General features: G+C 44.7%; 26 protein-coding genes and 1 tRNA gene. 2 read left to right on the forward strand and 25 right to left on the reverse strand.

Annotation, left to right across the window (positions count from 1 at the left end; translation table 11 throughout):
- Nucleotides 1–17: 17 nt before the first annotated feature.
- From QP794_RS10940 to rpsF, 11 genes are all read right to left on the reverse strand, one after another.
- A complete protein-coding gene (locus QP794_RS10940; RefSeq protein WP_285076388.1) occupies nt 18–2,450 on the reverse strand; it encodes a S9 family peptidase in 2,433 nt (810 codons plus the stop codon).
- A gap of 111 nt (nt 2,451–2,561) precedes the next feature.
- Entirely contained in the window at nt 2,562–3,455 is an 894-nt protein-coding gene (locus QP794_RS10945; RefSeq protein WP_483311891.1) for a D-alanyl-D-alanine carboxypeptidase family protein, read from the reverse strand.
- Between the two features lie 248 nt (nt 3,456–3,703).
- The gene (locus tag QP794_RS10950; RefSeq protein ID WP_285076392.1) at nt 3,704–5,530 is read right to left on the reverse strand and encodes an oligopeptide ABC transporter substrate-binding protein; all 1,827 of its coding nucleotides are present in this window, start codon (nt 5,528–5,530) and stop codon (nt 3,704–3,706) included.
- Nucleotides 5,531–5,549: 19 nt separating this feature from the next.
- Entirely contained in the window at nt 5,550–6,455 is a 906-nt protein-coding gene (locus QP794_RS10955) for an ABC transporter permease (protein ID WP_285076394.1), read from the reverse strand.
- Between the two features lie 29 nt (nt 6,456–6,484).
- The gene (gene opp4B / locus QP794_RS10960; protein WP_024629539.1) at nt 6,485–7,447 is read right to left on the reverse strand and encodes an oligopeptide ABC transporter permease; all 963 of its coding nucleotides are present in this window, start codon (nt 7,445–7,447) and stop codon (nt 6,485–6,487) included.
- A gap of 7 nt (nt 7,448–7,454) precedes the next feature.
- Entirely contained in the window at nt 7,455–8,387 is a 933-nt protein-coding gene (locus QP794_RS10965) for an ABC transporter ATP-binding protein (RefSeq protein ID WP_024629538.1), read from the reverse strand.
- Between the two features lie 4 nt (nt 8,388–8,391).
- Nucleotides 8,392–9,390 (reverse strand): ABC transporter ATP-binding protein, encoded by a 999-nt coding sequence (locus QP794_RS10970; protein WP_024629537.1) that lies wholly within the window; start codon nt 9,388–9,390, stop codon nt 8,392–8,394.
- 736 nt (nt 9,391–10,126) lie between these two features.
- Complete coding sequence (locus tag QP794_RS10975) at nt 10,127–10,720, reverse strand: M15 family metallopeptidase (protein WP_285076397.1); 594 nt, start codon at nt 10,718–10,720, stop codon at nt 10,127–10,129.
- A gap of 211 nt (nt 10,721–10,931) precedes the next feature.
- The gene (gene rpsR / locus QP794_RS10980; protein ID WP_017691433.1) at nt 10,932–11,204 is read right to left on the reverse strand and encodes a 30S ribosomal protein S18; all 273 of its coding nucleotides are present in this window, start codon (nt 11,202–11,204) and stop codon (nt 10,932–10,934) included.
- A 55-nt stretch (nt 11,205–11,259) separates the two neighbouring features.
- Nucleotides 11,260–11,745, reverse strand: a complete 486-nt coding sequence (gene ssb, locus QP794_RS10985; RefSeq protein ID WP_024629535.1) for a single-stranded DNA-binding protein — start codon at nt 11,743–11,745, stop codon at nt 11,260–11,262.
- A 48-nt stretch (nt 11,746–11,793) separates the two neighbouring features.
- On the reverse strand, nt 11,794–12,087 hold the full coding sequence (gene rpsF / locus QP794_RS10990; RefSeq protein WP_024629534.1) for a 30S ribosomal protein S6: 294 nt from the start codon (nt 12,085–12,087) through the stop codon (nt 11,794–11,796).
- 201 nt (nt 12,088–12,288) lie between these two features.
- Between rpsF and QP794_RS10995 the strand changes: the two genes are divergently transcribed.
- A complete protein-coding gene (locus QP794_RS10995; RefSeq protein WP_285076413.1) occupies nt 12,289–12,483 on the forward strand; it encodes a YjzC family protein in 195 nt (64 codons plus the stop codon).
- 419 nt (nt 12,484–12,902) lie between these two features.
- Here QP794_RS10995 and QP794_RS11000 read toward each other — a convergent pair.
- The 4 genes from QP794_RS11000 to QP794_RS11015 all read right to left on the reverse strand — a co-directional run bounded on the left by QP794_RS11000 (nt 12,903) and on the right by QP794_RS11015 (nt 14,518).
- A tRNA-Ser gene (locus tag QP794_RS11000) sits at nt 12,903–12,993 on the reverse strand.
- Nucleotides 12,994–13,105: 112 nt separating this feature from the next.
- A complete protein-coding gene (locus QP794_RS11005; RefSeq protein WP_024629532.1) occupies nt 13,106–13,315 on the reverse strand; it encodes a DUF951 domain-containing protein in 210 nt (69 codons plus the stop codon).
- Nucleotides 13,305–14,240 (reverse strand): mechanosensitive ion channel family protein, encoded by a 936-nt coding sequence (locus tag QP794_RS11010; protein WP_285076416.1) that lies wholly within the window; start codon nt 14,238–14,240, stop codon nt 13,305–13,307. Before QP794_RS11010 ends, QP794_RS11005 begins: the two co-directional genes overlap by 11 nt.
- A gap of 14 nt (nt 14,241–14,254) precedes the next feature.
- Nucleotides 14,255–14,518 carry a putative Se/S carrier protein gene (locus QP794_RS11015; RefSeq protein WP_285076418.1) on the reverse strand — a complete coding sequence of 88 codons (264 nt, stop codon included), beginning with the start codon at nt 14,516–14,518 and terminating at the stop codon, nt 14,255–14,257.
- A gap of 116 nt (nt 14,519–14,634) precedes the next feature.
- Here QP794_RS11015 and yyaC point away from each other — a divergent pair, with 116 nt between their 5' ends.
- Nucleotides 14,635–15,240, forward strand: a complete 606-nt coding sequence (gene yyaC / locus QP794_RS11020; RefSeq protein ID WP_024629529.1) for a spore protease YyaC — start codon at nt 14,635–14,637, stop codon at nt 15,238–15,240.
- On the opposite strand, the gene QP794_RS11025 is transcribed toward yyaC, so the two are convergent.
- The 10 genes from QP794_RS11025 to QP794_RS11070 form a co-directional block, all read right to left on the reverse strand.
- Complete coding sequence (locus tag QP794_RS11025; protein ID WP_024629528.1) at nt 15,215–15,715, reverse strand: DUF4446 family protein; 501 nt, start codon at nt 15,713–15,715, stop codon at nt 15,215–15,217. The two genes, yyaC and QP794_RS11025, sit on opposite strands and share 26 nt — an antisense overlap.
- 255 nt (nt 15,716–15,970) lie before the next feature.
- Nucleotides 15,971–17,122, reverse strand: a complete 1,152-nt coding sequence (locus tag QP794_RS11030) for an aminotransferase class V-fold PLP-dependent enzyme (RefSeq protein ID WP_285076420.1) — start codon at nt 17,120–17,122, stop codon at nt 15,971–15,973.
- A gap of 151 nt (nt 17,123–17,273) precedes the next feature.
- Nucleotides 17,274–18,119, reverse strand: a complete 846-nt coding sequence (locus QP794_RS11035) for a ParB/RepB/Spo0J family partition protein (RefSeq protein WP_024629526.1) — start codon at nt 18,117–18,119, stop codon at nt 17,274–17,276.
- Nucleotides 18,112–18,873 carry a ParA family protein gene (locus QP794_RS11040; protein ID WP_024629525.1) on the reverse strand — a complete coding sequence of 254 codons (762 nt, stop codon included), beginning with the start codon at nt 18,871–18,873 and terminating at the stop codon, nt 18,112–18,114. The genes QP794_RS11035 and QP794_RS11040 overlap by 8 nt, the downstream gene beginning before the upstream one ends.
- Before the next feature lie 188 nt (nt 18,874–19,061).
- Nucleotides 19,062–19,880 (reverse strand): nucleoid occlusion protein, encoded by an 819-nt coding sequence (gene noc, locus QP794_RS11045; RefSeq protein ID WP_024629524.1) that lies wholly within the window; start codon nt 19,878–19,880, stop codon nt 19,062–19,064.
- A 776-nt stretch (nt 19,881–20,656) separates the two neighbouring features.
- Complete coding sequence (gene rsmG / locus QP794_RS11050) at nt 20,657–21,379, reverse strand: 16S rRNA (guanine(527)-N(7))-methyltransferase RsmG (protein ID WP_285076423.1); 723 nt, start codon at nt 21,377–21,379, stop codon at nt 20,657–20,659.
- Complete coding sequence (gene mnmG / locus QP794_RS11055; RefSeq protein WP_285076424.1) at nt 21,379–23,268, reverse strand: tRNA uridine-5-carboxymethylaminomethyl(34) synthesis enzyme MnmG; 1,890 nt, start codon at nt 23,266–23,268, stop codon at nt 21,379–21,381. Before mnmG ends, rsmG begins: the two co-directional genes overlap by 1 nt.
- Before the next feature lie 221 nt (nt 23,269–23,489).
- Nucleotides 23,490–24,866: a tRNA uridine-5-carboxymethylaminomethyl(34) synthesis GTPase MnmE gene (gene mnmE, locus QP794_RS11060; RefSeq protein WP_079348440.1), complete on the reverse strand. Its 1,377-nt coding sequence runs from the start codon at nt 24,864–24,866 to the stop codon at nt 23,490–23,492.
- A gap of 212 nt (nt 24,867–25,078) precedes the next feature.
- The gene (gene jag / locus QP794_RS11065; protein ID WP_285076426.1) at nt 25,079–25,780 is read right to left on the reverse strand and encodes an RNA-binding cell elongation regulator Jag/EloR; all 702 of its coding nucleotides are present in this window, start codon (nt 25,778–25,780) and stop codon (nt 25,079–25,081) included.
- Nucleotides 25,777–26,658, reverse strand: coding sequence for a YidC/Oxa1 family membrane protein insertase (locus QP794_RS11070; protein ID WP_285076428.1), 882 nt, complete (start codon nt 26,656–26,658; stop codon nt 25,777–25,779). The genes jag and QP794_RS11070 overlap by 4 nt, the downstream gene beginning before the upstream one ends.
- Between the last annotated feature and the right edge of the window lies 1 nt (nt 26,659).

Here is a 26,659-nt window from a genome sequence, read left to right on the forward strand (position 1 = left end):
CTTCTTGTTGAACTAGACTACGATTGCTGCATCAGATGGCGGTTCAGGAATTTCTCAATCGCACGATATAAATCCAATTGATTTTCAACATTGCCGAAACCATGTCCTTCATTTGCTTTTAACATATAAGGCACATCCACGCCACGCTTGCGCAGAGCCTCCACGATCTGATCAGACTCGGCCTGTTTGACACGTGGATCATTTGCGCCCTGAACCACGAACAATGGGGCTTTCATCTGATCAATATGGAACAGTGGTGAAACAGCTGTCAGCAGCTCCTTGTCTTTCACCGGATCACCCATCCGTTCATAGAACATGCTGCGCTCCGATTCCCAGTAAGGTGGCAGTGAATCCAGCAGCGTGAACAGATTGGAAGGTCCAACATAGCTAATTCCTGCCGCATACACTTCCGGTGTGAATGCCAGTCCTGCCAGGGCTGCATAACCACCATAAGATCCACCATAGATGGCTACACGCTTCGCATCAACCGTTCCCTCTTCTACCAGCCAATTCACGCCGTCTGTGAGGTCGTTCTGCATCGCTTTACCCCACTCTTTGTTCCCGGCATCCAGGAATTCCTTGCCGTATCCAGTAGACCCGCGGAAGTTCACCTGTAGTACGGCGTAGCCCCGGCTTGCGAGAAATTGAATTTCCGGATTAAAGCCCCACGAGTCCCGGGCCCAAGGTCCACCATGTGGAACAACAACCAGTGGCAATTGGGAAGCCTCGGCCCCTTGGGGGAGCGTCAGATAACCATGAAGCGTTAAGCCATCACGAGATTTGTACGTAATGGGTTTTACATCCGACATTTTACTCTCATCAATCCAAGGTGCCGCGTCAGCTAATTTATCGAGCTTACCCGTCTTGGAATCATAGAAGTAATTCGTACCCATCGTTCTATCGCTATACGCAACGAACAAAACCTGGCCTTCTTCACTTATGTTTGAAATGCTTACTTCTTTACCCGGAACCTTTGCCTGAATATCCTGCATCAATTTTTTGAAATCATTGTCGAAGTATTCATAGTTAACCTTGTCCGTCTCATAGACAGCTGCAAGGATTGTGCCTTTTTCTTTAGAAGGAACGAAACTGGATACATCCACGTCTTTGTTTTGATAGATGGTTTTCGTTACTTTTTTGCTGCTTGGGCTGTATTCTACGATAGCTGTTTTATCCCGATCCAGATTGGATACGGCATAGATGTTTTTGTTATCATACGTGAACATCACCGGAGCAAATGTTTCTCCGAGCTTGGTGGTCATCAAGTTTTCGAATGGCTTATCTTCCGTTTCACGATACATCAACGAAGAGACATTACCATCACTGGATATGGCCACACGGATTTTACCCTCATGGTCCGTAAGCCAGCCCGTAATATTGCCCGGGTTCTCCGCAGCAAGCACCGCCTCACCTGTCTTGATGTTAATCCGGTACACGTCAAAGATCCGAGGATCACGTTTGTTCATGCCCACTAGAATCTCATCCGGGATATTCTCCAGAGAGTCTACCAGGATCGCTCTTGTATTCGGATAGGGCGTCAGATCCTTACTGTTCTTACCATCGATATCCGTTACATAAATATGATAGTTCTCATCTCCCGCCTCATCCTTGACATACAGCAGCTTATCCTTTGTTTTCCATACGAATGCAGCTATACTGCGCTCAGTCTCACTTGTGATACGTGCCGACTTGTCCTGACCATTCTCTTTCACCACAATATTCATTCGGTTGTTCCAAGGCTCCATGTAGGCCAGATGTTTACCATCCGGAGACATTTGGAATCCTGCTTGAGCCGGCTGTTTGAAGAAGTCTTCCAGCGGTGTGAGACCTTCTGACTGCACATCAAGTCCAAGAGCGAGGTACAGCGCATCAGCAAACTCGCCATGGGTTACCGAATTTTTGGCGTTAAACGCGCTGCCTTCGATAATAAAATGCTGCTTCAAACGAATGGCATCCTCCGTATGTACCTTCGGAATCTGCGCCATATCACTGTATACAACCTGAATGCCATTATCTTTCAGTTCGAACGCCCGAGTAAACAACGATGCCATCTGGGCTCTTGTTAGTGGTGCATCTGGTGCGTATCCTTTGGCTTGTCCTTGTATAAGACCACTTTGCTTCAGGGCGTAAATGGCAGGAGCAGCTTCATCCTTAGCCAATACATCTGCGAAACCTGTAAGAGTGGCTGGAGCAACCAGTTGAAGTACACGCTGCAGGATGATAGCCGCTTGAGCACGAGTAATTGGTGTTTGTGGCTCTTTCATTCCATCTGTTATGCCATCTATGTATCCCAGTTGCTGTAGGGTCTGTGCTGCCTTCGAAGCAATGGATTCAGCGACTGACGCCGTAGGCTTCACCGCTTCTGCTGCCTGGACCGCTGGTTGAATCAATGCGATTGACATCGCCATGCTAAGGGTGAGAGCATATACCTTTTTACTTATTGCTTTCAAATCATTTCCCCCTTTAAAGTAAATTACATAATAATTTGGAACTATACGTAAATTATTTTACCATGATCAACCATAGGTTAACAGCGTAGCCCTCCGAAGTTCCATTCCCCCTTACTTTGAACCGGAAAATCCATAATTGAACAGCTTTCGTGTCTCGTTAAAACGTCCCTCACGACTATCTGAACCTAATACAACGGAAATTAGCCGCTTGCCATTTCGCTCAGCCGTACCCACGAAGTGATAGCCAGAATCCTCATCATATCCGGTCTTCAATCCATCGTTTCCGTCGTAGGCGTATGTCCCGCCGATCGAGGATAACATCCAGTTGGTGTTGCTCATGTACATTCCTTTTTGGTGGATCGACACCTGCATTTGGCTGGAAACTCTCAATATTTCGGGATAGTTATTCAGCAAATAACGTGCAAGCTTGCATGCATCTACAGCGGTCATTACAGTCTGCCCTTGTATGTCCTTCGGCCGATTCGGACCAAGTAGTTTTTCGCTTAAACCTGTTGCATTGGTAAACACCGTCTTGTCAGACAGTCCAATCTCGGCAGCCTTCTGATTCATCTTTTGTGCAAAAGTCTGCTCTGTCCCACTAATATGTTCAGCCAGAGCTATAGCAGCGTCATTTGCGGAATAGACGGCTACAATCTGGAATAGCTCCTGTACTGTAAATTGCTCCCCTTGTTTCAAACCCAGATGACTGCCACCTACTGAACTTGCATACAGGCTGATATTAACAGGGTCATCCCAGCGTAATTCTCCGTTAATGACAGCTTCCATGACCAACAGTTCTGTCATCAATTTACTGATCCCTGCAGGGGCAATTTCCTCTGAACCATTAAAATTGATCAAAATCTGTTCCGAGTTCATATCCATTAATACAGCAGACTCAGCTTTAATTCCCGGTTTACCCACCAGCATGTCCGGTTTTAAACCCAAATATATAATGACCAGTAGAGCCAGCAGCATTCCTGCCCGTTTCCACCATCTTTTCATCAAAAATCACCTCTTACAGTTATAGACGAAGTGAAGAGGCATTTTGTCTGCAATTTTTATAAAAAAAGTTAAATTTTTTTTATTTATTTGTTACCAAAAAAAACATGAACCCCATACCCCCATGCCAGAGTGTACGGAATCCATGTTTTTCAAGAATTTTTCTATTCATACCTAGGAGAATCTTATCCATTAGATCTAGCAACCGAACGCTTTAAAGGACCCCAATCCTTATTGCTGCTGATGCTTTTTTATTACTCAGCTGCAACTGCTTTATCTGCATTAACTTGAATGTCATTCAGATATAAACCTGTTCCGTCACCAATCGCATAGTTCATTACACGTTTGTTAACTGGTACTACTTCTGCACGGTACAGTGTCGGGAATACAGGAACTTCATCAACCATGTACTGCTGCCATTGATTGTAGATCTCTTTACGTTTTTCTACGTCAAACGCTTCAGCAGATACACCTTGTGCCAGCAATTTGTCGTTTTCTTCGCTAGAGAATCTGGAGAAGTTATACAGTGCATCACGGCCATACAGACCAGCTGGATCTACGTCAATACCTACGCCCCAAGCAGCTTGATACACATCAATATTCGGATCATCTTTACCTGTGTTACCTACGCGATCATAGAAATTGTTGAACTCAACCATTTCCAGGTTTACTTTCAGACCAATTGCTGCCCAGGATTGAACGTAGTAACGTGCCAGTGGTTCAGCGGTGTCGCCACCTGTCATGGATACGAAGTTGATTTCAAGTGGGGAACCGTCCGGTTTCGTACGGAATTCTCCATCCAGTTTGTAACCTGCTTCGTCGAGCAACTTCTTCGCTGCTTCTGGATCATAAGTTACACCCGGATTGTTGGAATCATGGAATTCTGGGTGAGACGGTGGAATCAGCGTTGTTGCATTCCAACGCAGACCGTTATAGAAACGTTTACCAACTTGGTCGTTATCTACAGCCTGCCACATTGCTTTACGCAGGATTTTGTCAGCCATTTTGGCATCTGGGTTTGTTACAACTTTGCCGTTGTCGGCGTCCCATGTGCCCAGTTTGAAACCGATGTAGGTGTAAGCACGATCGATTGCACCCAGGAACTCAACGTTGGACATATTGGCATTGTCTTTATATTGATCTGTCGGGAATGAATCCACGAGGTCTACCCCGCCAGATTTCAATTCTTGAACAACCGTTGTTGGGTTGATTACTTTCAAAGTCACTTTGTCCAGTTTTGGAGCTCCACGCCAGTAGTCATCATTTTTAACGAAAGTTACAGACTCACCTGGAGTGATTGTTTCCACTTTGAATGGACCGAAACCGATCGGTTTCTCACGTACTTCTTTGGAAGAAGACATTTTTGCTACATCCATATCACCGAAGATATGTTTAGCCAGCGGATATGTCCATACGCCACCTGTCAGCAGGGAAGGTGTAGATTCCTTGTACGTAATGCTGATTTGTTTTTCGCTGAGAACCTTGATCCCAGAGATCGTTTTTGCTTTTCCAGCGTGATAATCATCCATACCTACTACACTTGTAAAGTTGGAATCATAGCGTGGGCCATCATAAGCCTTGTTACCGATCACTTCATAAGCAAACTGTAAATCTTCAGCCGTTACCGGCTTACCATCATGCCAGTTAACATTATCATGAATGGTCAGTGTGAACGTTTTGCCATCTTCCGATGTTTCATACGTTGCTGCACCATCGTTAGTATATACATAGTCTTTATCCCAAGTCAGCAAACCTTCATCAAACCATTGCAGAACCATTGCATCCGGGTTACCGGAGTAGAAGTTAAAGTTCAAAGTTCCTTCAAATGCAGTATCGGATACAAGTCCGTATGTTATGGATCCACCCTCAATTGCAGTGCCTTCATTCGTTTTGACATTGCTAAAATCTTCGATAGAGTAAACGCCCTCTTCTTTAGCAGGCTTCTCCTCTGTCTTTGTTTCCCCTGTGTTCGTAGAAGGCGTCGGTGTTGCCGCCTCTTTCTCCGAGCACGCCGCAAGCGCCAGTACAAAGACCAACATCATCGTGAAAAATAGTCCCCGTGAAAATAATCCCTTTTTCATGAACCTTTCCTCCCTTTTATTAACCTCTTCTTTGTCTTGCATCAGTCGCACGCTTCAGGGCTTGTCCGACATTATTTATACTCAACATCAATAACAGAATTAGTATTGACGCAGGTAGCCATATCCACCATCTGAATTCCAGTGTTTGCGGATTACGAGCATAGCTTACGAGTGTTCCAAGACTGGGTGTACTTTCCGGGAATCCAAACCCTAGGAAGGACAGTCCCGATTCGAGGCCAATGTTGGCAGCGAGATTCAACGTCATCGTGACGATGATGATGGAGCTGAGATTAGGAAGTACCTGTGAGAGCATAATCTTCAGATGGGATGATCCCAACGTTTTTGAAGCATTGACATAATCGAGTTCACGCTCCTGCAATGCCTTAGAACGGATCAGTCTGGCGATTCCCATCCAGAGAAAGGCTGTCATGATTAAAGAGAACGAGATGATATTATATTTGGGTACTGCTGTAACAAACGCGATTACGATCATCAAGAACGGAAGAATCATGAAGAAATCAACAACCCGCATAAACATGTTATCGATCATTCCACCGAAGTAACCGGATAACAAACCCACCAGGATACCTATACAACCAGTCATTAGCGTGACGATAATACCAATGGTTAGAGAGTTACGCGTACCGATGATCAGTTGTCCGAACACATCACGACCGCCGTAATCAGTTCCCAGCCAATACTGCGCGGAAGGGGGTTCATACAAGGCGAACAAATCTACCTTTACAATCTCAGCTTGATCCAGGATCAAAGAAGTACCGTAAACCAGCAATATGATCAGTCCCAAAAATATGAGCGAGATTAGTGCCACCTTATCTCTGACAAGCTCCCGCCATAAAATACTCAAGCTGGAGGGGCTCTTATCAATCTTCTGTGAAGTTATAACGACATCATTGGTCTTGCTCATCTTATTTTCACCCCGAAATCTTCAAGTTCTTACTTGATCCGTATACGCGGATCAACAATACCCAGAATAATGTCAGACAGCAACGATCCCAGGATTGTAGCTATGCCATATAACAAGACGAGCGCAGTTACTACACTGAAATCCCGAAGAGAAATGGAATTCAGGAACAACTGTCCCATACCTGGATAACTGAATATACTCTCAATGAAGATGGTACCTCCGATAAGTCCCGTAATCTCATAACCGAAAAATGCGGCGATCGGCAACAGGGAATTTCTTAAAATATGCCTGTTGTAGATTCGAGATTCCGAGGCGCCCTTGGCTCTCGCAGTAAGAACGAATTCCTTGTGCTTGATATCAATAATTTCACTACGTAAGTATTGGACGGTAGATACCGTTGCAATTAATGCCATGGATAGTGATGGTAATAACAGATGATAGAACTTGCTTGTTATATAGCTGAATGTACCTGGTGTAAGTCCAGGTTCCACGCTGCCCCCGGTTGGGAACCAGCCAAAATGAAATCCAAATATCCATAACATCACCAGTGCGAATATAAACAACGGGGCTGCAAAGCCCAAGTAGGTGTAACCTGTGATCAACCGATCAGACCAAGTATCGTTGTAACGACCACTGATAATGCCAAGTGGAATGGCAATCAGATACGTAAAGATGAGTGTTGCCAGTGCAAGCCAAAATGTATTAGCAACACGCTGACCAATTAAATCGGATACAGGCATTTTGAATCGGAAAGATTGTCCGAAATCGCCTTGTGCAGCATTTTTGATCCAATCCCAATACTGTACATACCATGGATTATTTAATCCCAGTCGTTCACGCTGTTCCTCCAACGCTTTTGGATCAATACTCGGATCGAGTAGTCCGGTGAGTGCATCCCCAGGCATCGCCTTAGCCATTAGAAAAACCAACAGGCTAAGCAAAAAGATCTGAGGAATCATAATGATAATTCTGCGTACTATCGTTTTCCACATATGGTCTTCAACCTTTCTGAGGTAGAGCTACTCGGTGAGTATCGGAAATGGATTGGAGCGAGTATGCCAGCCCTTCCTCATCAAAGAAATTTCGGTATGAATGTTCATACTCGGATTTGACCTGCTGACGGAAGGCTACCATTTCTTCACGTTTGGTTGGGTCCATATCCGGAATGGCTGCAAGTAAACGCTTGGTATAGATATGTTGTGGATTCTCAAAAATATCATCCGTTGTGCCTTGCTCCACATATCGGCCTTTGTACATAATTCCGATCTGATCACACATATGACGGATAATGCCGAGATCGTGACTGATGAACAGATAAGTCAGATTCAACTCTTTTTGTATTTCCTGCATGAAGTTGAGCACCTGAGCTTGTACGGATACGTCGAGTGCGGATACTGGCTCATCTGCGATGATCAGCTTAGGCTTTAATGCAATCGCACGAGCGATGCCAATCCGTTGCCGCTGTCCTCCGGAAAACTCATGAGGGTACTTATAGATCGACTCTGGACTCAAACCGACCTTCTCCAGGAGGTCTCGAACCTGGCGTTTCTCTTCCGTAGCCGTCATTCGTTCATAATTGCGGAATGGTTCAGCAATAATGTCGATAACCCGTTTCTTGGGGTTCAACGAAGAGTACGGATCTTGGAAGATCATTTGCACATCCCGCTGTAGCTGACGGTCTTTACGCCGCTCGGTAGCCAAATCTTTTCCATTGAAAAGAACTTTACCAGCCGTCACATGGTTGAGACCAATAATGGCTCGCCCCGTTGTCGTTTTGCCTGAGCCTGACTCCCCTACAAGTCCGTACGTTTTCCCTTGCTCAATGGAGAAGCTCACATCATCAACCGCTTTGATGTTGCCAATCTCACGCTTGAGCAACCCTCCGCGAATCGGAAAGTGTATTTTTAGTCCTTCTACTTCGAGTAATGCCATTATGTTATTCCTCCTCAGCTTGATCAGGGAAATGAAAGTGCTGATAACAGGTACACCTTACAAAGTGACCTGGTGCAATTTCATGCATCTGTGGGTTTTCTTCATGAGCCGAATCACTTATCCATGGAATTCGAGCCTTGAATCGGCACCCTTGGCGAGGAAGATTTTTCAGTGAAGGAACTATGCCTTGAATGACATGAAGCTTCGATTTTTCTTCAGAAATGGTAGGAATAGAGTTTAGTAGAGACCGTGTATATGGATGCTTGGCATTCGTCATTAGAGTATAGATATCTGCGATCTCAACAATTTCACCTGCATACATAACTGCCACGCGATCAGCCATCTCGGCAACGACTCCCAGATCATGCGTGATCAGGATGATTCCTGCGTTAATCTCGTTCTTCAATTCGCGGATAAGCTCCAGAATTTGCAGTTGGATCGTAACGTCAAGCGCTGTCGTTGGTTCATCGGCAATCAGCAATTCAGGTTTATTGGCAATCGCAATCGCGATAACAACTCTCTGTCTCATACCACCCGATAGTTCGTGAGGATATTGCTTGTATAATTGTTCGGGACGCGGAATCCCTACTTGGTTGAGTAAATCAATTACTTTGTCTTTCTTTTCTTTCGAAGATAGCTTGGGTTGATGCAGTGTCAGAATCTCTTCGATCTGTTCACCGATCACCATCAGAGGATTTAGTGCGGAAAGTGGGTCCTGAAAGATCATTCCCATTTCTTTACCGCGGAGTTTGTTTAATTTGTTGGGAGATATATTCGCTATATTCTGCCCTTTGTACAAAATCTCACCATCAATTTTGGCTTTGTTATGCAGTCCCATAATTGAAAATGCAAAGGCACTTTTGCCTGAGCCTGACTCTCCCACAATAGCCAATACTTCATTTTTTTTAACCGTTAGGTTAACGTGATCAACTGCTGCATAATAGTCATCTTCAATTCTGAATGATGTAGTTAGATTTCTGACTTCCAATAGCTCTGTATTCAAATCAATCACCCTAACCCCATAATTTCTATTTCTGCAGACTGTATTCAGTGTAGAAGAATGCATCCACTGTATATTTCCATGTTCTTTAAGATAACGAACGAAAGTGTATACAAAATACCAAATCATTAGGAGAATCCATTTTTCATACTGCTATTTAGACCGATGGTCAATTAATGCTGATAATTCCTAGCGGAATAATAAAGCCAAATAATTAATGTAATCATACGTGTAAATTTAGATGACGTCAATGTTTATTTTGAGATTTATGGTATAAATGTTTTTTATACTACAGTTTTGGGTATTAGTTATACTTTAAAGGGAATGTATCAACGAATTCTAGAGCTAGTTGGATGCTTTGAAAGGCAGAGTTTAAATTTTAGAAAAACCAGATATCCAAATATGTGACATTAATATTACACGGAATGTGTAGTTAAATGTTAGAAATATAGATATAACCAACTATTATGTTAGGTTTGAGGGATTTGTAGAGGAAATCTTCAATTTGGAAGTGAAATTAATTTCTAACCATAATTTGTACGGTTAGAGGCATAATTTAGATATTGCTATAGGATTGAAGTTAAAATTCTAGTTATTATAGTATAGTTTCATTTATTCGCTTATGTAAAGAACAAATTGTCATCTTTTATCATTTATTTTACAAAAGCAAGCAAAAAGCCCTGCAAAATGCAAGGATTTTCTAATAATTATACATATAGATGTATATATAATACCGTATTTACTGTGTTTCTGGAGGCCTTTTACCACGCTTCAAATCGTTGATGCTTAACCCAAAATCCATCTGCAGATGAGGGTAATCCGGAAAGTTAGCCCAGTCTCCGCCCCAAGTGAACCCTAGTTCTTTGGCAAGCTCTACAACTTCCATCCAGTCCGCCTGCCCATTGCCGTTATCATCACGTTCCATATCCCAGACCACATCTCCTTCAGGCGTCCGCAAAGCAAAATCAATGGCCAAACCGTAATTGTGATAGGACTCTCCCCCTTGGGCATTGGTCACAATATTACCGGCAATCGAACGTCCTTGATCAAACAGAGCATCCTGTTCTTCATTGCTGCGAAAACCATGCGTAATCACGATTTCAATCCCTCGTCTAGCCGCCTTTCGAACCAACAGCTTCTCACTTTCAGCTACTACCGGGTGAAGCCCTGTAATCGGCACCAATTCTTGCACGTTCGTTCGTGGCCATATATCATAGGTGTCTCCTTTTTGCTGTAACCACACATATATAATGGATAGTAACAACGTAGCTACGATCCAAAATCTCAGATTACTCTTTCGTCTCTGTTTTACTTTACGTTTAGATGTATTCATGCTCTCTCCTGATGGTGGAATCTGTATTCATTCATATTTACGCTACCTGAGATACCAGCAATATAATAGACTCTATTATAAATCATTTACGCCTTAATTGCTTCCATCGTTGCAGCTCATTATTAAACCCAGGCATCAGGCTCTAATATTTTTTGAATGCAAAAAAGCAGCCGGCTATAAGCCGACCGCTTTGTATCCAAGCTGAGTAAGACTACTCAGTTGTGTATGGCAGTAATGCGATTTGACGGGAGCGTTTGATGGCAATCGTCAGCATGCGTTGATATTTAGCGCTAGTACCTGTTACACGGCGTGGCAAAATTTTTCCACGTTCGCTGATAAATTTACGAAGCAAGTCCGTATCTTTATAATCGATGTGAGTAATTTTGTTGGCTGTGAAGAAGCACACTTTACGACGTTTATTACGGCCGCCACGACGTGCCGGTCTTTTATCGTTGTCTCCGCCTTCTCTTTGCTTGAAGCCCATGCTTTTCAGTCCTTTCCTATCGTTTAACCAATCACTCTAAGAGTGTCGGTTCACGTTAAAATGGCAAATCATCATCCGATATATCAATCGGTTTTCCGTCATCGGAAAAAGGATCCTGATTGTTGCTACGCGAATTATTGTTATTGTTCGCGCGCCCGCCGCCTCCGTAAGAAGGCTCTTCACGCATCGGTTGCCCACCGCCACCACCGTTATTATCACGGTTAGCTGACTCCAAGAAACGGACGTTATCGGCAATGACTTCGGTCACGTATACACGTTTTCCTTCGTTATTTTCGTAGTTCCGTACTTGAATGCGTCCTTCGACTGCAGCTAGGCGTCCTTTGCGCAAATAGTTTGCACAAGTCTCAGCAAGCTGTCTCCAGGTTACGACCGGAATGAAATCCGCTTCCCGTTCTCCCCCTTGGCTTGTAAACGGTCTGTCCACTGCCAAAGTAAATTGCGTAACTGCTACTCCAGCTGGAGTATAACGCAACTCAGGATCCCGGGTTAACCGGCCGATCAGAATGACACGGTTCAACAATGTAATCCCCTCCTTCAGAGCGTATTGGTGCGTTGATCACGAGTCGTCTTAAGCAGACTTAACGTCGTTTGTAATGAGATAACGAATGACTTCGTCAGAAATCTTCATGAGACGCTCAAGCTCAGTAACTACTGCTGGTTCAGCAGTGAAGTGTACCAGAACATAAACACCATCACGGAATTTCTTGATCTCATACGCAAGACGGCGTTTACCCATAACGTCGTGAGCTGTAACTTCACCACCGCCGTTGGAGATGATGCCTTGGAATTTATCGACTGTAGCTTGAACAACTTCTTGCTCAACATCAGGACGAATAATGTACATCACTTCATATTTGCGCATAATTTTCACCTCCTTATGGACTCTGGCCCTCAATCTACGTTGAGAGCAAGGAACGAGCACAAACTCGAACTATATTAATATAACAAAAATGACGTCTCAATGCAAGCAAACGTTCCCTCTTCTTATTACACATGATCATAACTCCAATGGAGCACACTACAGAAGCAACATTGAAATCCATTATGCCAAGGAGGTCTTATCATGGGTGAAAAAACCGAGTTTGAACCAGGAGACAAAGCTCCAAACGATGGTGAATACAACGAAGTTGGTGAGAAAAGCTTTCATACGGAGATTAACAATCCGAAACGGGTAACCCTGCAAAAGGGTGAAGCTTTCCCTGAAACAAGCAACCAGAATCGTAAGTGGAAGAAGCTTACCAAAGCCCGCGTTCACTAATCGTAAAGATTTTTTCAGACTGCTGTATATAAAACGAACTAATGCACATAATACAATCAGGCGGTGCACGAGAGAGGTGTGGTTCCGTTGGACAACGAAGCCGAACATTTAATGTTGGAGATTCATCACGTAATTTAAGAAGCACGATGGTTGTGTGTAAGGCCTATGTCTGAAGCACGAGTATTGTTAATCGCAATACGCCTGGTTTCTGATTGTTACGACCGATTGTTTCCTAACAAACCGAATGCATCGCCGAATGGAGAGCCCTTAGGGGCTCTTTGTTTTTTTCAATTACAAATTGTTCGACAACAACATCGAAAATGAAAAGACCTTCCATGTTGGAAGGTCTTTTTGCATGTATAGAACTCAACACACGTTGAGTAAATTGTGAATTTCATTAATTAGGCAAAATCTGTGAGTGGCGGAAAGGGTGGGATTCGAACCCACGCACGCTGTGACACGCCTAACTGATTTCGAGTCAGCCCCCTTGGGCCTCTTGGGTACCTTTCCGCAGCAATAATGATTATAGCATGATCATTTACAGAACGCAATACCCAAGCCACACCTACATGTAAACGGTGTTACAGGCAAGAGAACAAGTAAAAATGGCCCTGTTATTGCATTAGGATTCGGTCGAATCCTCTGTTGAACGAAGTACCTTTTTCATGTTTTTCTCGAATTTTGCTCTGGGAATTAGTACGCTGTGTTTACACCCTACACACTTGATGCGAATATCCATGCCCATTCGGATAATCTCCATCTCGTTGCTGCCACATGGATGCTGCTTCTTCATCTGCACAATGTCCCCAAGCTGGAAAATTTTACGCTCCACCTGTGCCATCCCCCTCATCCTTCTGCTGAGCTGCTGCTTGCTCTAACGCTGCCTGATTGCTCATCTCATGATACTCCAGTGTTTTCTTCACATCACCCTGAATTTGGCGCTCTACAGAGGCTCTGGAGTTCGGCAGGCACTCGGCAACAATGCGAACCACATATTCCGAGGTAGACATCGACTGAATACCAAGCACGTCAGGTATTTTAACGATGTTCAGATCGCGATCCTCAATCCCAGCCAACGCTCGTTTCACCAAGTGTACAGACTCGTCCAGGCTCTGTTCACCCTTCATGGGAATGTCCACTACCGCAAGGGAATTCGACATCGAGAAATTGGTGACACTTGCAATCGTACCATTTGGAATAATGTGCACCTCACCTTGCCAGCTAACCAGCTTGGTCGTTCTCAGGCCAATGACCTCAACCGTTCCTTTATAGGTACCTGTTTGAATAACATCGCCTACTGCGAACTGATCCTCCAATATAATGAAGAAACCGGTAATAACATCCTTCACCAAGCCTTGGGCACCAAAACCGATCGCCAGTCCGAGCACACCCGCACTTGCTAGCAATGGTCCGACTTTTACATTGATCTCAGATAACAGTAACAGAATCATAATGAAATTACATGTTATGGAGGTCGCATTTTTCATCAACTCTCCTACCGTTATAAATCGCCGCGGATCGACGCGAATCTTGCCTTCCTGCTTTCGTGCCATCGTACGATCTATGATACGTGATACAATCTTGATCACAATACGCGTAATAATGAAAATAATAATGATGCGGATCGAGCTAAACAGTATATTAAACCACATGTCTGCATCGGCGACTTTATTCCATAATCGATCTGTCCATCGAATGGCTCCCTCTATAGTCTTCACTGGATCAGTCGGAGCCTCAGCAAACTTAAATGGCAACATAGATCAAACCTCCTCTACATGGGTATGTTATCATAGCTGTCAGCGGTTTTGAAATAGAGGCCACGGATCTCCACAAATTCGTTACGAATGATCTGTTTTACTCTCTGCAGATCTTCTTTTGGAAACTGAATACATAGAGCACAACCCGCTGTGATCTCTTTCGGGGTAGGAAATAAGTCGATCTCAATCTCGGCAAACTCCAGCAGCATTTCTGCACGCAGCGCCTGCTGGGTGGAATCAAAAGCAATCAGCATCCAATCATCTATCCACTCGTCCATGTGCGGCTCCTTTCACGATACATTCATCCCTTTGAAAAAGCTTGTCCTCACGAAGTATAAAACGTTCTATCCTTCCATATACTGTTACTACTATTCCAAGGGAAAGGATAGATCCTATGAATCCCATTTCGCATTCCTTCTCATCTCAAGACATGGCCAGCCTGAAAATCCCACATACAGATCCAGGCATTCACTCTGCCATCATTCATCGTTTAATGTTCCATCTCTATAAAGCCCATTCTTTGCAAAATGTAGTTGTAGTCTGTATCGGTACAGATCGCTCTACCGGAGACTGCCTTGGCCCGCTCGTTGGCTCGTCACTTGCTAAGTGGGACAGCCCTCTATTCCATCTCTATGGCACATTGGATGAACCCGTACACGCAATGAACCTGCAGGACACTCTTCACAAAATACACACCACACATCACAACCCTTATGTGATCGGGATTGACGCCTGTCTCGGACAGTCTTCAAGTGTTGGATGTATCCAGGTCGTGAATGGACCGCTCAAACCAGGAGCAGGTGTAAATAAAGAATTACCGCCGGTCGGCGATATCCATCTTACAGGTATCGTTAACGTCGGCGGCTTTATGGAATACTTTGTTTTGCAAAACACACGTCTCAGTCTCGTCATGCGCATGTCCGAGATTATATCCAGCAGTCTTTACTCCGCCATTCGCGAATGGCATACACGCTCTACTCTGCTTGCTGTGCCAGAGTAATGGCTTCTTTTTCCTCAGGGGAAAGTGTATACGTGGACTCTCCCCCTTTAAGAGGTTTGGCATATACATAGGAACCATCACGGTTATAAATGCCCGTAAGCACCATACCATCCTGGCTATCGTTAACCATCGCCATTGAGAAGCTCAGGTCGCTGCCATTTTCTCCGTAGGCGTTATACCTTTTCACACCCACTTTACCCTGAATGCGGGTCAGCTTCTGCATCACAACCTGTAACTGATTCGTTTGCAGCATGTGTTCATCCTCGATGCTGTCCATCTGGATTTTCAGATTGATCAACAGCGACTCCAGATCCTCCACTCCACTGCCAGCCATCATGGCCTCATATTTCCGTTTAAACTTCCGTAGCTTTGCGCCTTGAGCAATACTTATAATAAGCAAAATCACCATAAGTACTGCCATGCCGCCAATAATCCATATCAGCTGTTCCAGAATCAGCCCATTTAATTCAGCCATGTAGTGCAACTACCCCTCTGTTGGTTTGTTCAGGTTAACGTTTGTAGCATCAAACGTGTTCCAAATCATCGATCCATTCAGCCAAGTTAAACCATCCAACGTTCTAATATAACCCTCAAGCTTACTCCTATTATTCACCAGATAACTCTTAGGGCTAATCATTCGTTTGGGCTACTTGCCTCTTTTGCAATTTGCTTATTCAAGCGATTATAATTCATGTTTTATCAGGGATGTTTCATACAGAATTGGACGCTGTTAATTCGCTGTTAATTCAATAACTGCTTCAATCAGGGCATTAACATCATTTATGGATGTGTTATATCCCACGCTCGCTCTGACAGCCCCACTTGCCGTTGTCCCAGCCGACTCATGGGCAAGAGGTGTGCAATGAAAGCCCGAACGCACAGCGATGCCATAATTTCGGTCTAATTGAAAAGCGAGCTGTGCCGAATCATATCCTTCAACAGTAAAAGATAACAATCCGGTACGCGGCTGTCCAAGCTCAGGACCAAGCATTCGAATCCCCTGTACTGATGATAACCCCTCCATCATATGCTGAGTCAAATCCCACTCTTGTTTATATATGATTTCAGGTGTCAATTCAAGCACATGCTGCACTCCGGCTGCCAGACCTGCTATACCCACTGTATTTGGCGTACCCGCTTCATAGCGATCAGGACGAACATGCGGCTGTTCAATCGCCTCAGACTGGCTTCCTGTTCCTCCGTGAAGCAATGGCTGTACATCCAGTTCAGGAGCGATGTAAAGACCACCCGTTCCCTGCGGACCCAACAGTCCTTTATGCCCTGGGAAGGCCAGCATATCAATGCCGAGCTGCTTCACATCCACAGGCAGAATCCCAGCACTTTGAGCAGCGTCAACAAGCAAAGTCACCTGATGTTTTTGACACATCAGCGCAATTTCACCAATGGGCAGAATACTACCCAACAGGTTAGAACTATGTGTGCAGACAACTAATCTTGTATTGGGCCGAAACAACCGTGCAAATTGGGCCAGATCGATCTGCCCGGCAGCATTAACAGCCACATAATCAACCTCTACATTACGAGATCGACGCATGTACTCCAGGGGCCGTCTTACTGAATTATGTTCAGCCATTGTAGCAATAACGTGATCGCCTTCTCTTAACCATCCTTGAATAGCCAAATTCAAAGCTTCTGTCGTATTCGACCCCAAAGCGATATCGTTGGCATTACGAACACCCAACAGAGTGGATATCGCTTTTCTGGCACCAAATAAAACTCGGCTTGCCTGTACTGCCATCCGATGACTGCCTCTGCCTGGGTTGGCCCCTGCAACATCCAGAGCCTTCATCATGGCTTCCCCGACAGCAGGTGGTTTAGGCCAAGATGTCGCTGCATGATCCAGATAGATAACTCCCTCCACCTCATAACCACCTCTGTCCTAATTGATTGTTCTGTTTCAATAGATTCCCTAAAAACAAACAATGACATATCGTTTCTCCATGGTACAGAGGCGATATGTCATCACATGAAAAAGCCCCGCATGTTGTTCATCAATCATGGAATCACAACTGTTACTGCAACAGTTCCAACAGTCGCTCCAGATCTTGTTTGCTGTAGTAGTTGAGCTCGATTTTGCCTTTATCTTTGTTATGCTTAATTTTCACCGTTGTTTTGAATCTTTCACGCAAAGACTCTTCCAATGTATCAATGAATGGATCTTTTTTCTTCAACTTGGATTTGGCTTTCGCTTCACCCGTTTTAGAACGATCCAATTGTTGAACAGCCTCTTCCAGCTCACGTACACTCCATTGCTGATCAATGGTTTGTTTTGCCAGCTGTTTCACAAGGCTCTCATCTTTAACACCGACGATAGCACGTGCATGCCCCATTGACAATGTTCCACGTGAAACATGATCCTTCACTTCTTCCGGCAATGATAACAAACGCAGGAAGTTTGCGATGTGAGAACGTGATTTGCCCACTTTTACGGAGAGCTCTTCCTGTGTTAATCCGAATTGGTCCATCAGCCCCTGATAAGCAACTGCAACCTCCATCGCATTCAGATTCTCCCGCTGCAGGTTCTCGATTAAAGCAATCTCCATAACCTGCTGATCACTGAAATTACGAACTACGGCAGGTACAGTGGCATTACCGCAATATTGGGAAGCTCTGAAACGCCGTTCACCAGCAATGATCTCATACCCTCTCAAAACAGGACGTACAATAATAGGCTGAATGACACCATGTTGGCGAATTGATTCGGCTAGTTCATGTATTGCATCTTCATCAAATACTTTACGAGGTTGGTAAGGGTTCGCCCGCAGCTGACTAATCGGGATTTCTACGACTTTATCATCGTCATTAATTGAAAGCGAAGGAATGAGGGCATCAAGACCTTTTCCAAGCCGCTTACTCATAAGAAATCACTTCCTTTGCGAGCTCTAAATACACTTCAGCCCCTCGGGATCGAGGATCATACGTAATGATGGACTGACCATGTGATGGTGCTTCACTAAGCCGCACATTGCGCGGAATAATCGTTTGATACACCTTTTGTTGAAAATACTTCTTCACTTCTTCAATCACTTGAATGCCCAGATTCGTACGTGCATCAAACATCGTCAATAAAACCCCTTCAATCTGCAACGAGGTATTCAAATGTTTCTGCACCAAACGAACGGTGTTGAGCAATTGGCTCAATCCTTCGAGCGCATAATACTCACACTGAATCGGAATGATCACCGAATCGGAAGCTGTCAACGAGTTGATCGTCAACATACCAAGGGAGGGTGGGCAATCGATCAGTATGTAGTCATAGTTTTTTTTCACCATGGCGAGTGATTTTTTCAGGCGAACTTCCCGTGATATCGTGGATACCAGCTCAATCTCGGCTCCGGCAAGCTGAATCGTTGCAGGTATGATATGAAGGCCTTCAATCTGAGTTTCCACAATGGCTTCCTGTGGAGGAACCTCGTTAATGATGACATCATATATACAATTGGCCACGTCTGCTTTGTTGATTCCGACTCCGCTGGTTGTGTTCCCCTGGGGGTCAATATCGACAAGCAATACTCTTTTCCCGAGCGAAGCCAGTCCTGCACCCAAGTTAACAGATGTCGTCGTTTTCCCCACACCGCCCTTTTGATTTGCTACGGCCATAATCTTAGACAATACCTTCACCTCAAATAAAATAGGAGTCTTTTCTTGTAGGTTGTAAGCTACAGTTAACAAAAAGCAGGTGGCTACCATCCACAAAACCTCAACTACCGTTCCTTCTTATGCTGCTATATTCTACGCTGTTCATGCCACACTCAACTTTATAGACAGAAAAAGCGGCCCATTGCCGCCTGAAGCTTCAATTATTTGCGTTTCGGAATATGGATAACGATCTCGTAATGGTCCTCATGGTCTGCTTCCTTGGTTTTGATGTCCAGACCGGAGCCCGATACCATATCAATGGATTGACGAATCGTATTAAGTGCGAGTCTGACATCCTTCGTGAATGAGATACGTTTGGATTTTTTGATCTTCGAGGATTCCTTGTAAAAGGCAACTCTCGCTTCCGTTTGTTTTACATTCAACTCTTTATCGATAATCTCGCCGAGCAATTTCATTTGCAACTCTTCCGTATCCAATGAAAGTAACGCCCTGGCATGGCGCTCCGAAATTTTACGTTCCATCAGCGCTGTCTTAATACCATCCGGAAGCTGTAACAACCGGATTTTGTTGGCGATCGTCGATTGGCTTTTGCCTAATCGCTGCGCAAGACTTTCCTGTGTAAGTTGGTGCAGGTCAATCAATTTCTGATAAGCAACAGCCTCTTCAATTGAAGTGAGTCCCTCACGTTGCAGGTTTTCAATCAATGCGATGGATGCTGCCTGAGAGTCGTTGAATTCACGTACAATGGCCGGAATGTGATCCAAGCCAAGTTTCCGAACTGCACGCCAGCGACGCTCCCCGGCGATAATCTCATATGATCCATTTCGTACGCGGACGACAATCGGTTGTATAACTCCATGTGTCTTGATCGTCTGCAACAACTCATCAATTTTATCATCATCAAAGATAGTACGGGGCTGATATGGGCTGCTCACAATTTCGTTGACCGGAATTTGTTTAATCTCATCTCCGTTATTGCGCTCCGCCAAACCAAACAACTTCGAAAATTGTTCTTTCATTCCGTATATTACCACCTAGTTTCGTAATAGCTCCCGCAGAGTTGCAGGTGCTTCTTATTCAAAATGCGACCCTTTCAAATGCTGTCGTTCTTCGAATAAGTTTTGCCTTTCATGACGCTTTCTGTATCCAAGTCCGTATTGCTAGAAAATCTATCTATACATATAATCTATGATCTCTGTAATTCAGGATCGGCTACTTCTATTCTATCATCTTTTCTTCCATAATCCTATGTTTACCTATTCTTTAAACTCTTCTAATTCTCCTGCTTTTTCTTCATGAACATTAGCAATATGACTGCTTATACACAATAAGATATGGAAGATCTCAACACACTGCACCTGCTTCTAGTAGCTACAATTGTGTACTGGTTTAATACCATTTGAAATTGAATTTTCAAAAGACAGCTTCCGCGGCAGAACAAGTTTGCGCTTGCTTGCTCCCCTGTACAATCCTCTGCCTTTCTCCTACAAGCAGCCCTTTATCCAACAAATCATATCTTTACTAGAAGATAGCTATAACAAAATAACTTTCAAACCCGAAATGAATCTTTAATTTACTTTTCTCTAATTATGTAATGGAAATGGAGATGTAGAACCGATCTACTCATAGATTAATAAATCAAAACACAAAAAGAGGATGTTTCACGTGAAACATCCTCTTTCCCTTATCTACATTCTTCGTTAAGAAACCGAGCAAATATCATCTTACCTTTTACACACAAACGATGTTGCATAAAGAACTTTTCCAACTAAAAACAGTTGAACCTATAACAAAACTATACCAAAGGTGTTTTTAGTGGTGTTCCTGGTTTACGCGGATATTTAAATGGTGTCTTATCAAACTTCTGAATCAGAATGATATGACGTGCCGATTCTTCAACAGGTAGCTGGAACGGATGAACTGCTTTTACCCGTCCTTTCAGCTGGTTAAAGCTGAACTCGGCTTCCTTCATTTCTTCGCGCGGGTCTCCACCCTTCATAGCAGCGAATAATCCACTTTTGCGAACAAATGGCAGACAGAATTCGTTAAGCACCGCTAGCTTAGCAACTGCACGAGCAGTAACAAGGTCGTAGCTGTCACGATATCCTTCTTTGCGTCCAAGCTCCTCCGCACGCCCGTGAATCAGTTCCACATTCGTTAAGCCAAGCGTATCCACAACATGCTGCAGAAAGCCAATACGTTTATTCAGCGAATCAATGATGGTCAGCTTGATATGCGGAAAACAAATTTTAAGCGGTAGTCCAGGGAACCCTGCCCCTGAACCAATGTCAGCAAGTTTGTTTACCTTTGACATATCTGTATAAAACGCCAGCGATACCGAATCATAGAAATGCTTGGTATATACTTGCTCACGTTCGGTAATACCGGTTAGATTCATCTTTTCATTCCAAGCTACCAGCTCCTGAAAATACAACTCGAATTGCTCCAGCTGGCGTTCATCCAGCTCCAACCCATGTTTCTTCAGGCGTCGTTGTAGCTGCTGTTGAATATCGTCCATTATTGTCCCCTTGCTGCGGTTACACGGTTATAATGCTCCAGGTAAACCAGCAGAATGGAGATATCCGCAGGAGTAACCCCGGCAATACGGGATGCCTGCCCGATCGAGATTGGACGAATTGTAGCGAGCTTCTGCTTTGCTTCCATCGCAAGGCCATGAATTTCGTCATATATAATCGTATCCGGAATTTTCTTTTTCTCCATTTTTTGCAAACGTTCCACGTGGATCAATTGTTTCTCAATATAACCCGCATATTTAATTTGAATTTCCACTTGCTCTTTCATGTCAGCAGTCAGCTCCACCTTGGACGGTGAGATCTGCTCAATCCAGTCATACCCGATCTCTGGGCGACGCATCAATGTCAGAAGTGTACTGCCATCCTGAATTGGTGTAGAGCCGATCTCTTCCAGCTTCGGATTCACTTCGACAGGACGAACTTTGGCTGCCTTCAGACGAGCCACTTCCTGCTCTACCTTAGCTTTTTTGTCCAGGAATTTGGCGTAACGCTCTTCAGGAATCAATCCAATATCATGGCCCATTTCCGTCAAACGCATATCTGCATTATCATGACGAAGCAACAAACGGTATTCTGCGCGGGAAGTCAGCAGACGATAAGGTTCATTCGTACCTTTGGTTACGAGATCATCAATCAGTACACCAATGTACCCTTGGGAGCGATCAAGTACGACAGGCTCTTTACCCTGTACTTTACGTGCAGCATTGATACCAGCCATTACGCCTTGTCCTGCCGCTTCTTCATACCCGGAGGTACCATTAATTTGCCCTGCTGTGAACAAACCTGGCAGACGTTTTGTTTCCAGTGAAGGCCACAGCTGTGTAGGCACCATCGCATCATATTCAATGGCGTAACCGTTACGCATCATTTCTACTTTTTCCATACCCGGGATAGAACGCAGAACCGCTAATTGAACATCCTCAGGCAGACTCGTGGACAGACCCTGTACGTAGTATTCTGATGTATTTTTGCCTTCTGGCTCCAGGAAAATCTGATGCTTCGGCTTATCGCTGAAACGCACAATTTTATCCTCGATCGATGGACAATAACGTGGTCCGGTACCTTCAATAACTCCCGAAAACATAGGTGCACGGTGAAGGTTATCGTTAATGATTTGGTGTGTTTCCACAGACGTATATGTCAGCCAGCAAGGCAGCTGCTCGTTATCGGAAGATTCCGTTTCATAGGAAAAGAATTTTGGCTTGTCATCGCCAGGCTGAATTTCCGTTTTGCTAAAATCAATCGTATCCTTATGCACACGTGGTGGAGTACCTGTTTTAAAACGAACCAGGTCGAAACCAAGCTCACGCAGATGTTCGGATAACTTAAGTGAAGGCTGTTGATTGTTCGGACCACTCTCGTACATCAATTCACCCATAATTACTTTACCGCGCAGATACGTACCTGTTGTCAGAACAACAGCTTTGGCCCGATACTCTGTACCCGTCTGAGTAACTACACCTACGCACTGTCCGTCTTCAACGATCAGGCGATCAACCATGCCTTGACGCATTGTCAGGTTGCGTTCATTCTCCATCGTTTCTTTCATCGTATGCTGATAAGAGAATTTATCGGCCTGAGCACGAAGCGCATGAACAGCAGGTCCTTTACCTGTGTTGAGCATTCGCATCTGAATAAAGGTCTTATCAATATTCCGTCCCATCTCTCCACCGAGTGCATCAATCTCACGTACCACATGTCCTTTTGCCGGTCCCCCAATAGATGGGTTACAAGGCATGAAGGCCACCATATCCAGATTGATTGTAATCATTAGCGTTTTAGAGCCCATACGAGCTGCAGCCAGTGCCGATTCCACACCAGCGTGTCCTGCCCCAACGACGATTACATCATAACTTCCGCCATCAAAAGCCATTCCAGTTTACCTCCTTTTTGCCGCTGCACGCCTAAATTCATGCATACGATCAATTTTTTGTAAAAATCACGAAACACGATCCATACGCCACGGAATGCATTTCGATCTATATTAAGCCATCAAGTCTATACGTACTTCAGACATTTTCGCGGATTCTTTGACCACCCACAGATGGACTTTATTATCATACTACTTTTCAGAGCCGGTATGTTTACCCCGGGTTATTTTCCAAGGCAGAATTGAGAGAAAATCTGATCAATTAATGCATCATGCGCTGTATCGCCCACGATTTCACCCAACTGCTCCCATGCCAGACGAACATCAATCTGAATCATATCAATGGGTATCAGCTGCTCTGCCGCCTCATAAGCATCAATGAGCGACTGCTTCGCTTTTTTGAGCAAAGCAATATGACGCACATTGCTGACATATGTCAGATCGGCCGATTCCAGCTTGCCACTGAAGAACAACGTTGAGATGGCATCTTCCAATCGGTCCACGCCCAGATCATCTTTCACCGACATCGGAACAATCCGTTCCTCGGGGATATAACGAAGCAGCACATCGCGGTCCGCCTGCGGCGCTAAGTCCATTTTATTCATAATAATAATGGATTGTCTACCGCGTATTTGTTCCAATAATTCAATCTCGTCCGGGTGCAGCGGCTCGGCAGCATTGATAACCATCAATAACAGATCCGCCTCGTTCACAGCAGACCGGGAACGCTCCACGCCGATCTTCTCCACGACATCCATCGTTTCCCGAATACCTGCCGTATCGAGCAGCTTGAGCGGTATATTGTTAATCGTAACAAACTCCTCAATAACGTCACGCGTGGTACCCGGAATATCCGTTACAATTGCGCGATTGTCCTGGGCCAACGTATTGAGCAAAGAAGATTTCCCTACGTTTGGACGGCCTACGATAGCGGTTGTAATCCCTTCCCGCAGTATCTTACCTTGCTCTGCAGTTACCAGCAATTTATCAATTTCAGTCATCACTTGACTGGATTTTTCTTTAATAAATTCAGATGTTAGTGACTCTACATCATGCTCGGGATAGTCGATATTGACTTCAATGTGAGCAAGCGTCTCGACTAATGTGTATCTTAGATCACGCAGCTTGGATGACAATTTGCCCTCCACTTGCTTGAGTGCAACCGAGAAGGCCCGATCGGATTTGGAACGAATGAGATCCATGACCCCTTCCGCCTGGGACAGATCAATCCGTCCATTGAGAAAAGCACGCTTCGTGAACTCGCCGGGTTCAGCAAGACGAATATCGAGCTGCAACAACAGATCCATGACGCGCTTAACCGAAACCACTCCGCCATGGGCGCTAATCTCCACGACATCTTCTGTTGTGAATGAACGTGGCGCCCGCATCACCGTAACCAATACTTCCTCAATCTTCTCGCTGGTGCCTGGATCTATAATATGACCGTAATGAACCGTGTGGGATGCTGCCTGCGTTAGTGGGGTTTTGCTGCGAAAAATCTTCTCCGTCTCCGTCACTGCATCCGGGCCGCTTACCCGGATTACAGCGATACCCGCTTCTCCGACAGCTGTTGATATCGCTGTAATCGTATCACTAATCATGGTTATCTCTCCTTGCTCTATTTTAAAATTGCGCCCCTCGGGACGCCATATTAATTTCAATATAAGTTCAGTTCACAATGCTTCTAACCGCATCATTCAATCTTTAAATGACTTTATTAAAGCCGCTTTTTGGTTCTGTAAAATATACTTCTGTACGAAAAAAGCAATGGCTTCTGCACCGAGCAGGAAGCCATTGCGTCTTCAATTTCATGTTATTTCGTCGTAATGACCACGCGCCGATTGGGCTCCTCGCCCTTGCTGTATGTCTTAATCTGCGAGTGATTTTGCAGTTTCGCATGAATGACTTTGCGTTCGAGCGGGGGCATAGGCTCCAGCACAACTTCCTTGCCGGTGCGAATGGCCTGTCCAGCCAAACGCTCAGCCAGATCCTCCAGCGTCTTGCGTCGACGTTGGCGGAAGTTCTCAGCATCGAGAACGATGCGAACGAAGCTTTCCGAATAACGGTTGGCTACAATGTTTGTTAAATATTGAAGGGCATCCAGTGTCTGTCCACGTCTGCCAATAATCATGCCCAGGTCTTCACCGGCAATATTGAAGATATGTCCATCACGCTGTTTTTTGATATGCACTTCAACATCCAGTCCCATACCTGCTGCCACTTCTTTTAAGAAAGCAGCCGCTTCCTCATAGGGATTTTTAGCAGCCACACCCTCAAGTGTTGCTTCAACCTGAGGTATCTGTGCGGCCGGCTTGATCGGCTGTGGAACAGGTTCAGGCACAGACATAAGTTTCACTTCCACTTTAGCGGCCTTTACCCCGATCAAACCCAGGAATCCTTTTGACGGCTGCTCTAACACTTGTATCTCGACCTTGTCCCGGCTCACGCCAAGCTCAGCCAATCCTTGGTTTACAGCATCTTCAACGGTTTTTCCTGACGCAATGACTTTGGTCATTTCGATTTTTTGGCCCCTTTCGACCCTTTTCCAGAGACAGTTGCCTTGCCACCGTTTTTGCGTTTAGCTCCATTTCCATTTCTGGAAGAGCTGCTCTGCTTCACGTTGACCTCAGCCACGACTTTATCATTATTCCGGTAAAGGAAATAGTTTTGCACGATCGTGTAGATGTTACTGTAGAACCAGTACAACGGCAATGCAGCCGGGAATTGATACGACATGACGAAGATCAATATCGGATACACCCACAGCATGAACTGCATCGGTCCAACCTGCTGTGCAGGATTCATGCGCATCATCATCCACGTTTGCACGAATGTTGTGATGGCAGCCAGCACTGGAAGAATAAACAGGTGATCCGGCGATCCGAGTTGAAGCCACAAGAAATCATGGGTTCTCAGACTCGAGTTTCCGTAAATTGAGTTATAAAGTGCGATGTAAATCGGCATCTGAATCAGAAGTGGTAAACAACCCGCCATCGGATTAACTTTGTTCTCCTGAAACAACTTCATTGTTTCTTGCTGAACTTTCTCAGGTGTATCTTTATACTTGGCTTGAATTTCTTTCAATTTCGGTTGAATAGCCTGCATCGCCTTGGAACTGCGTACCTGCTTCATTGTCAGCGGCAAGATTAACGTCCGTACAATCAACACCATCACAAGGACGGCTAGTCCATATTCACCGTTAAACCAGTTGGCAAATGTATCGAGCGCCAGGGAGAACCAGTAAATAACATTGCTTTGCCAGAATGATCCGTTTCTTAGATCTTCCGTAGTGACCCCGGCCCCTTGCGGAGTACATCCGGCGAGCACGGTGACCATTGCAATGACTGCAATGAGGAGAATCCACTTCCCCTTTGATGTCTTCAATCGCGACACT

This window comes from Paenibacillus sp. UMB7766-LJ446 (assembly GCF_030226665.1).
Classification (GTDB): Bacteria; Bacillota; Bacilli; order Paenibacillales; family Paenibacillaceae; genus Paenibacillus; species Paenibacillus vandeheii.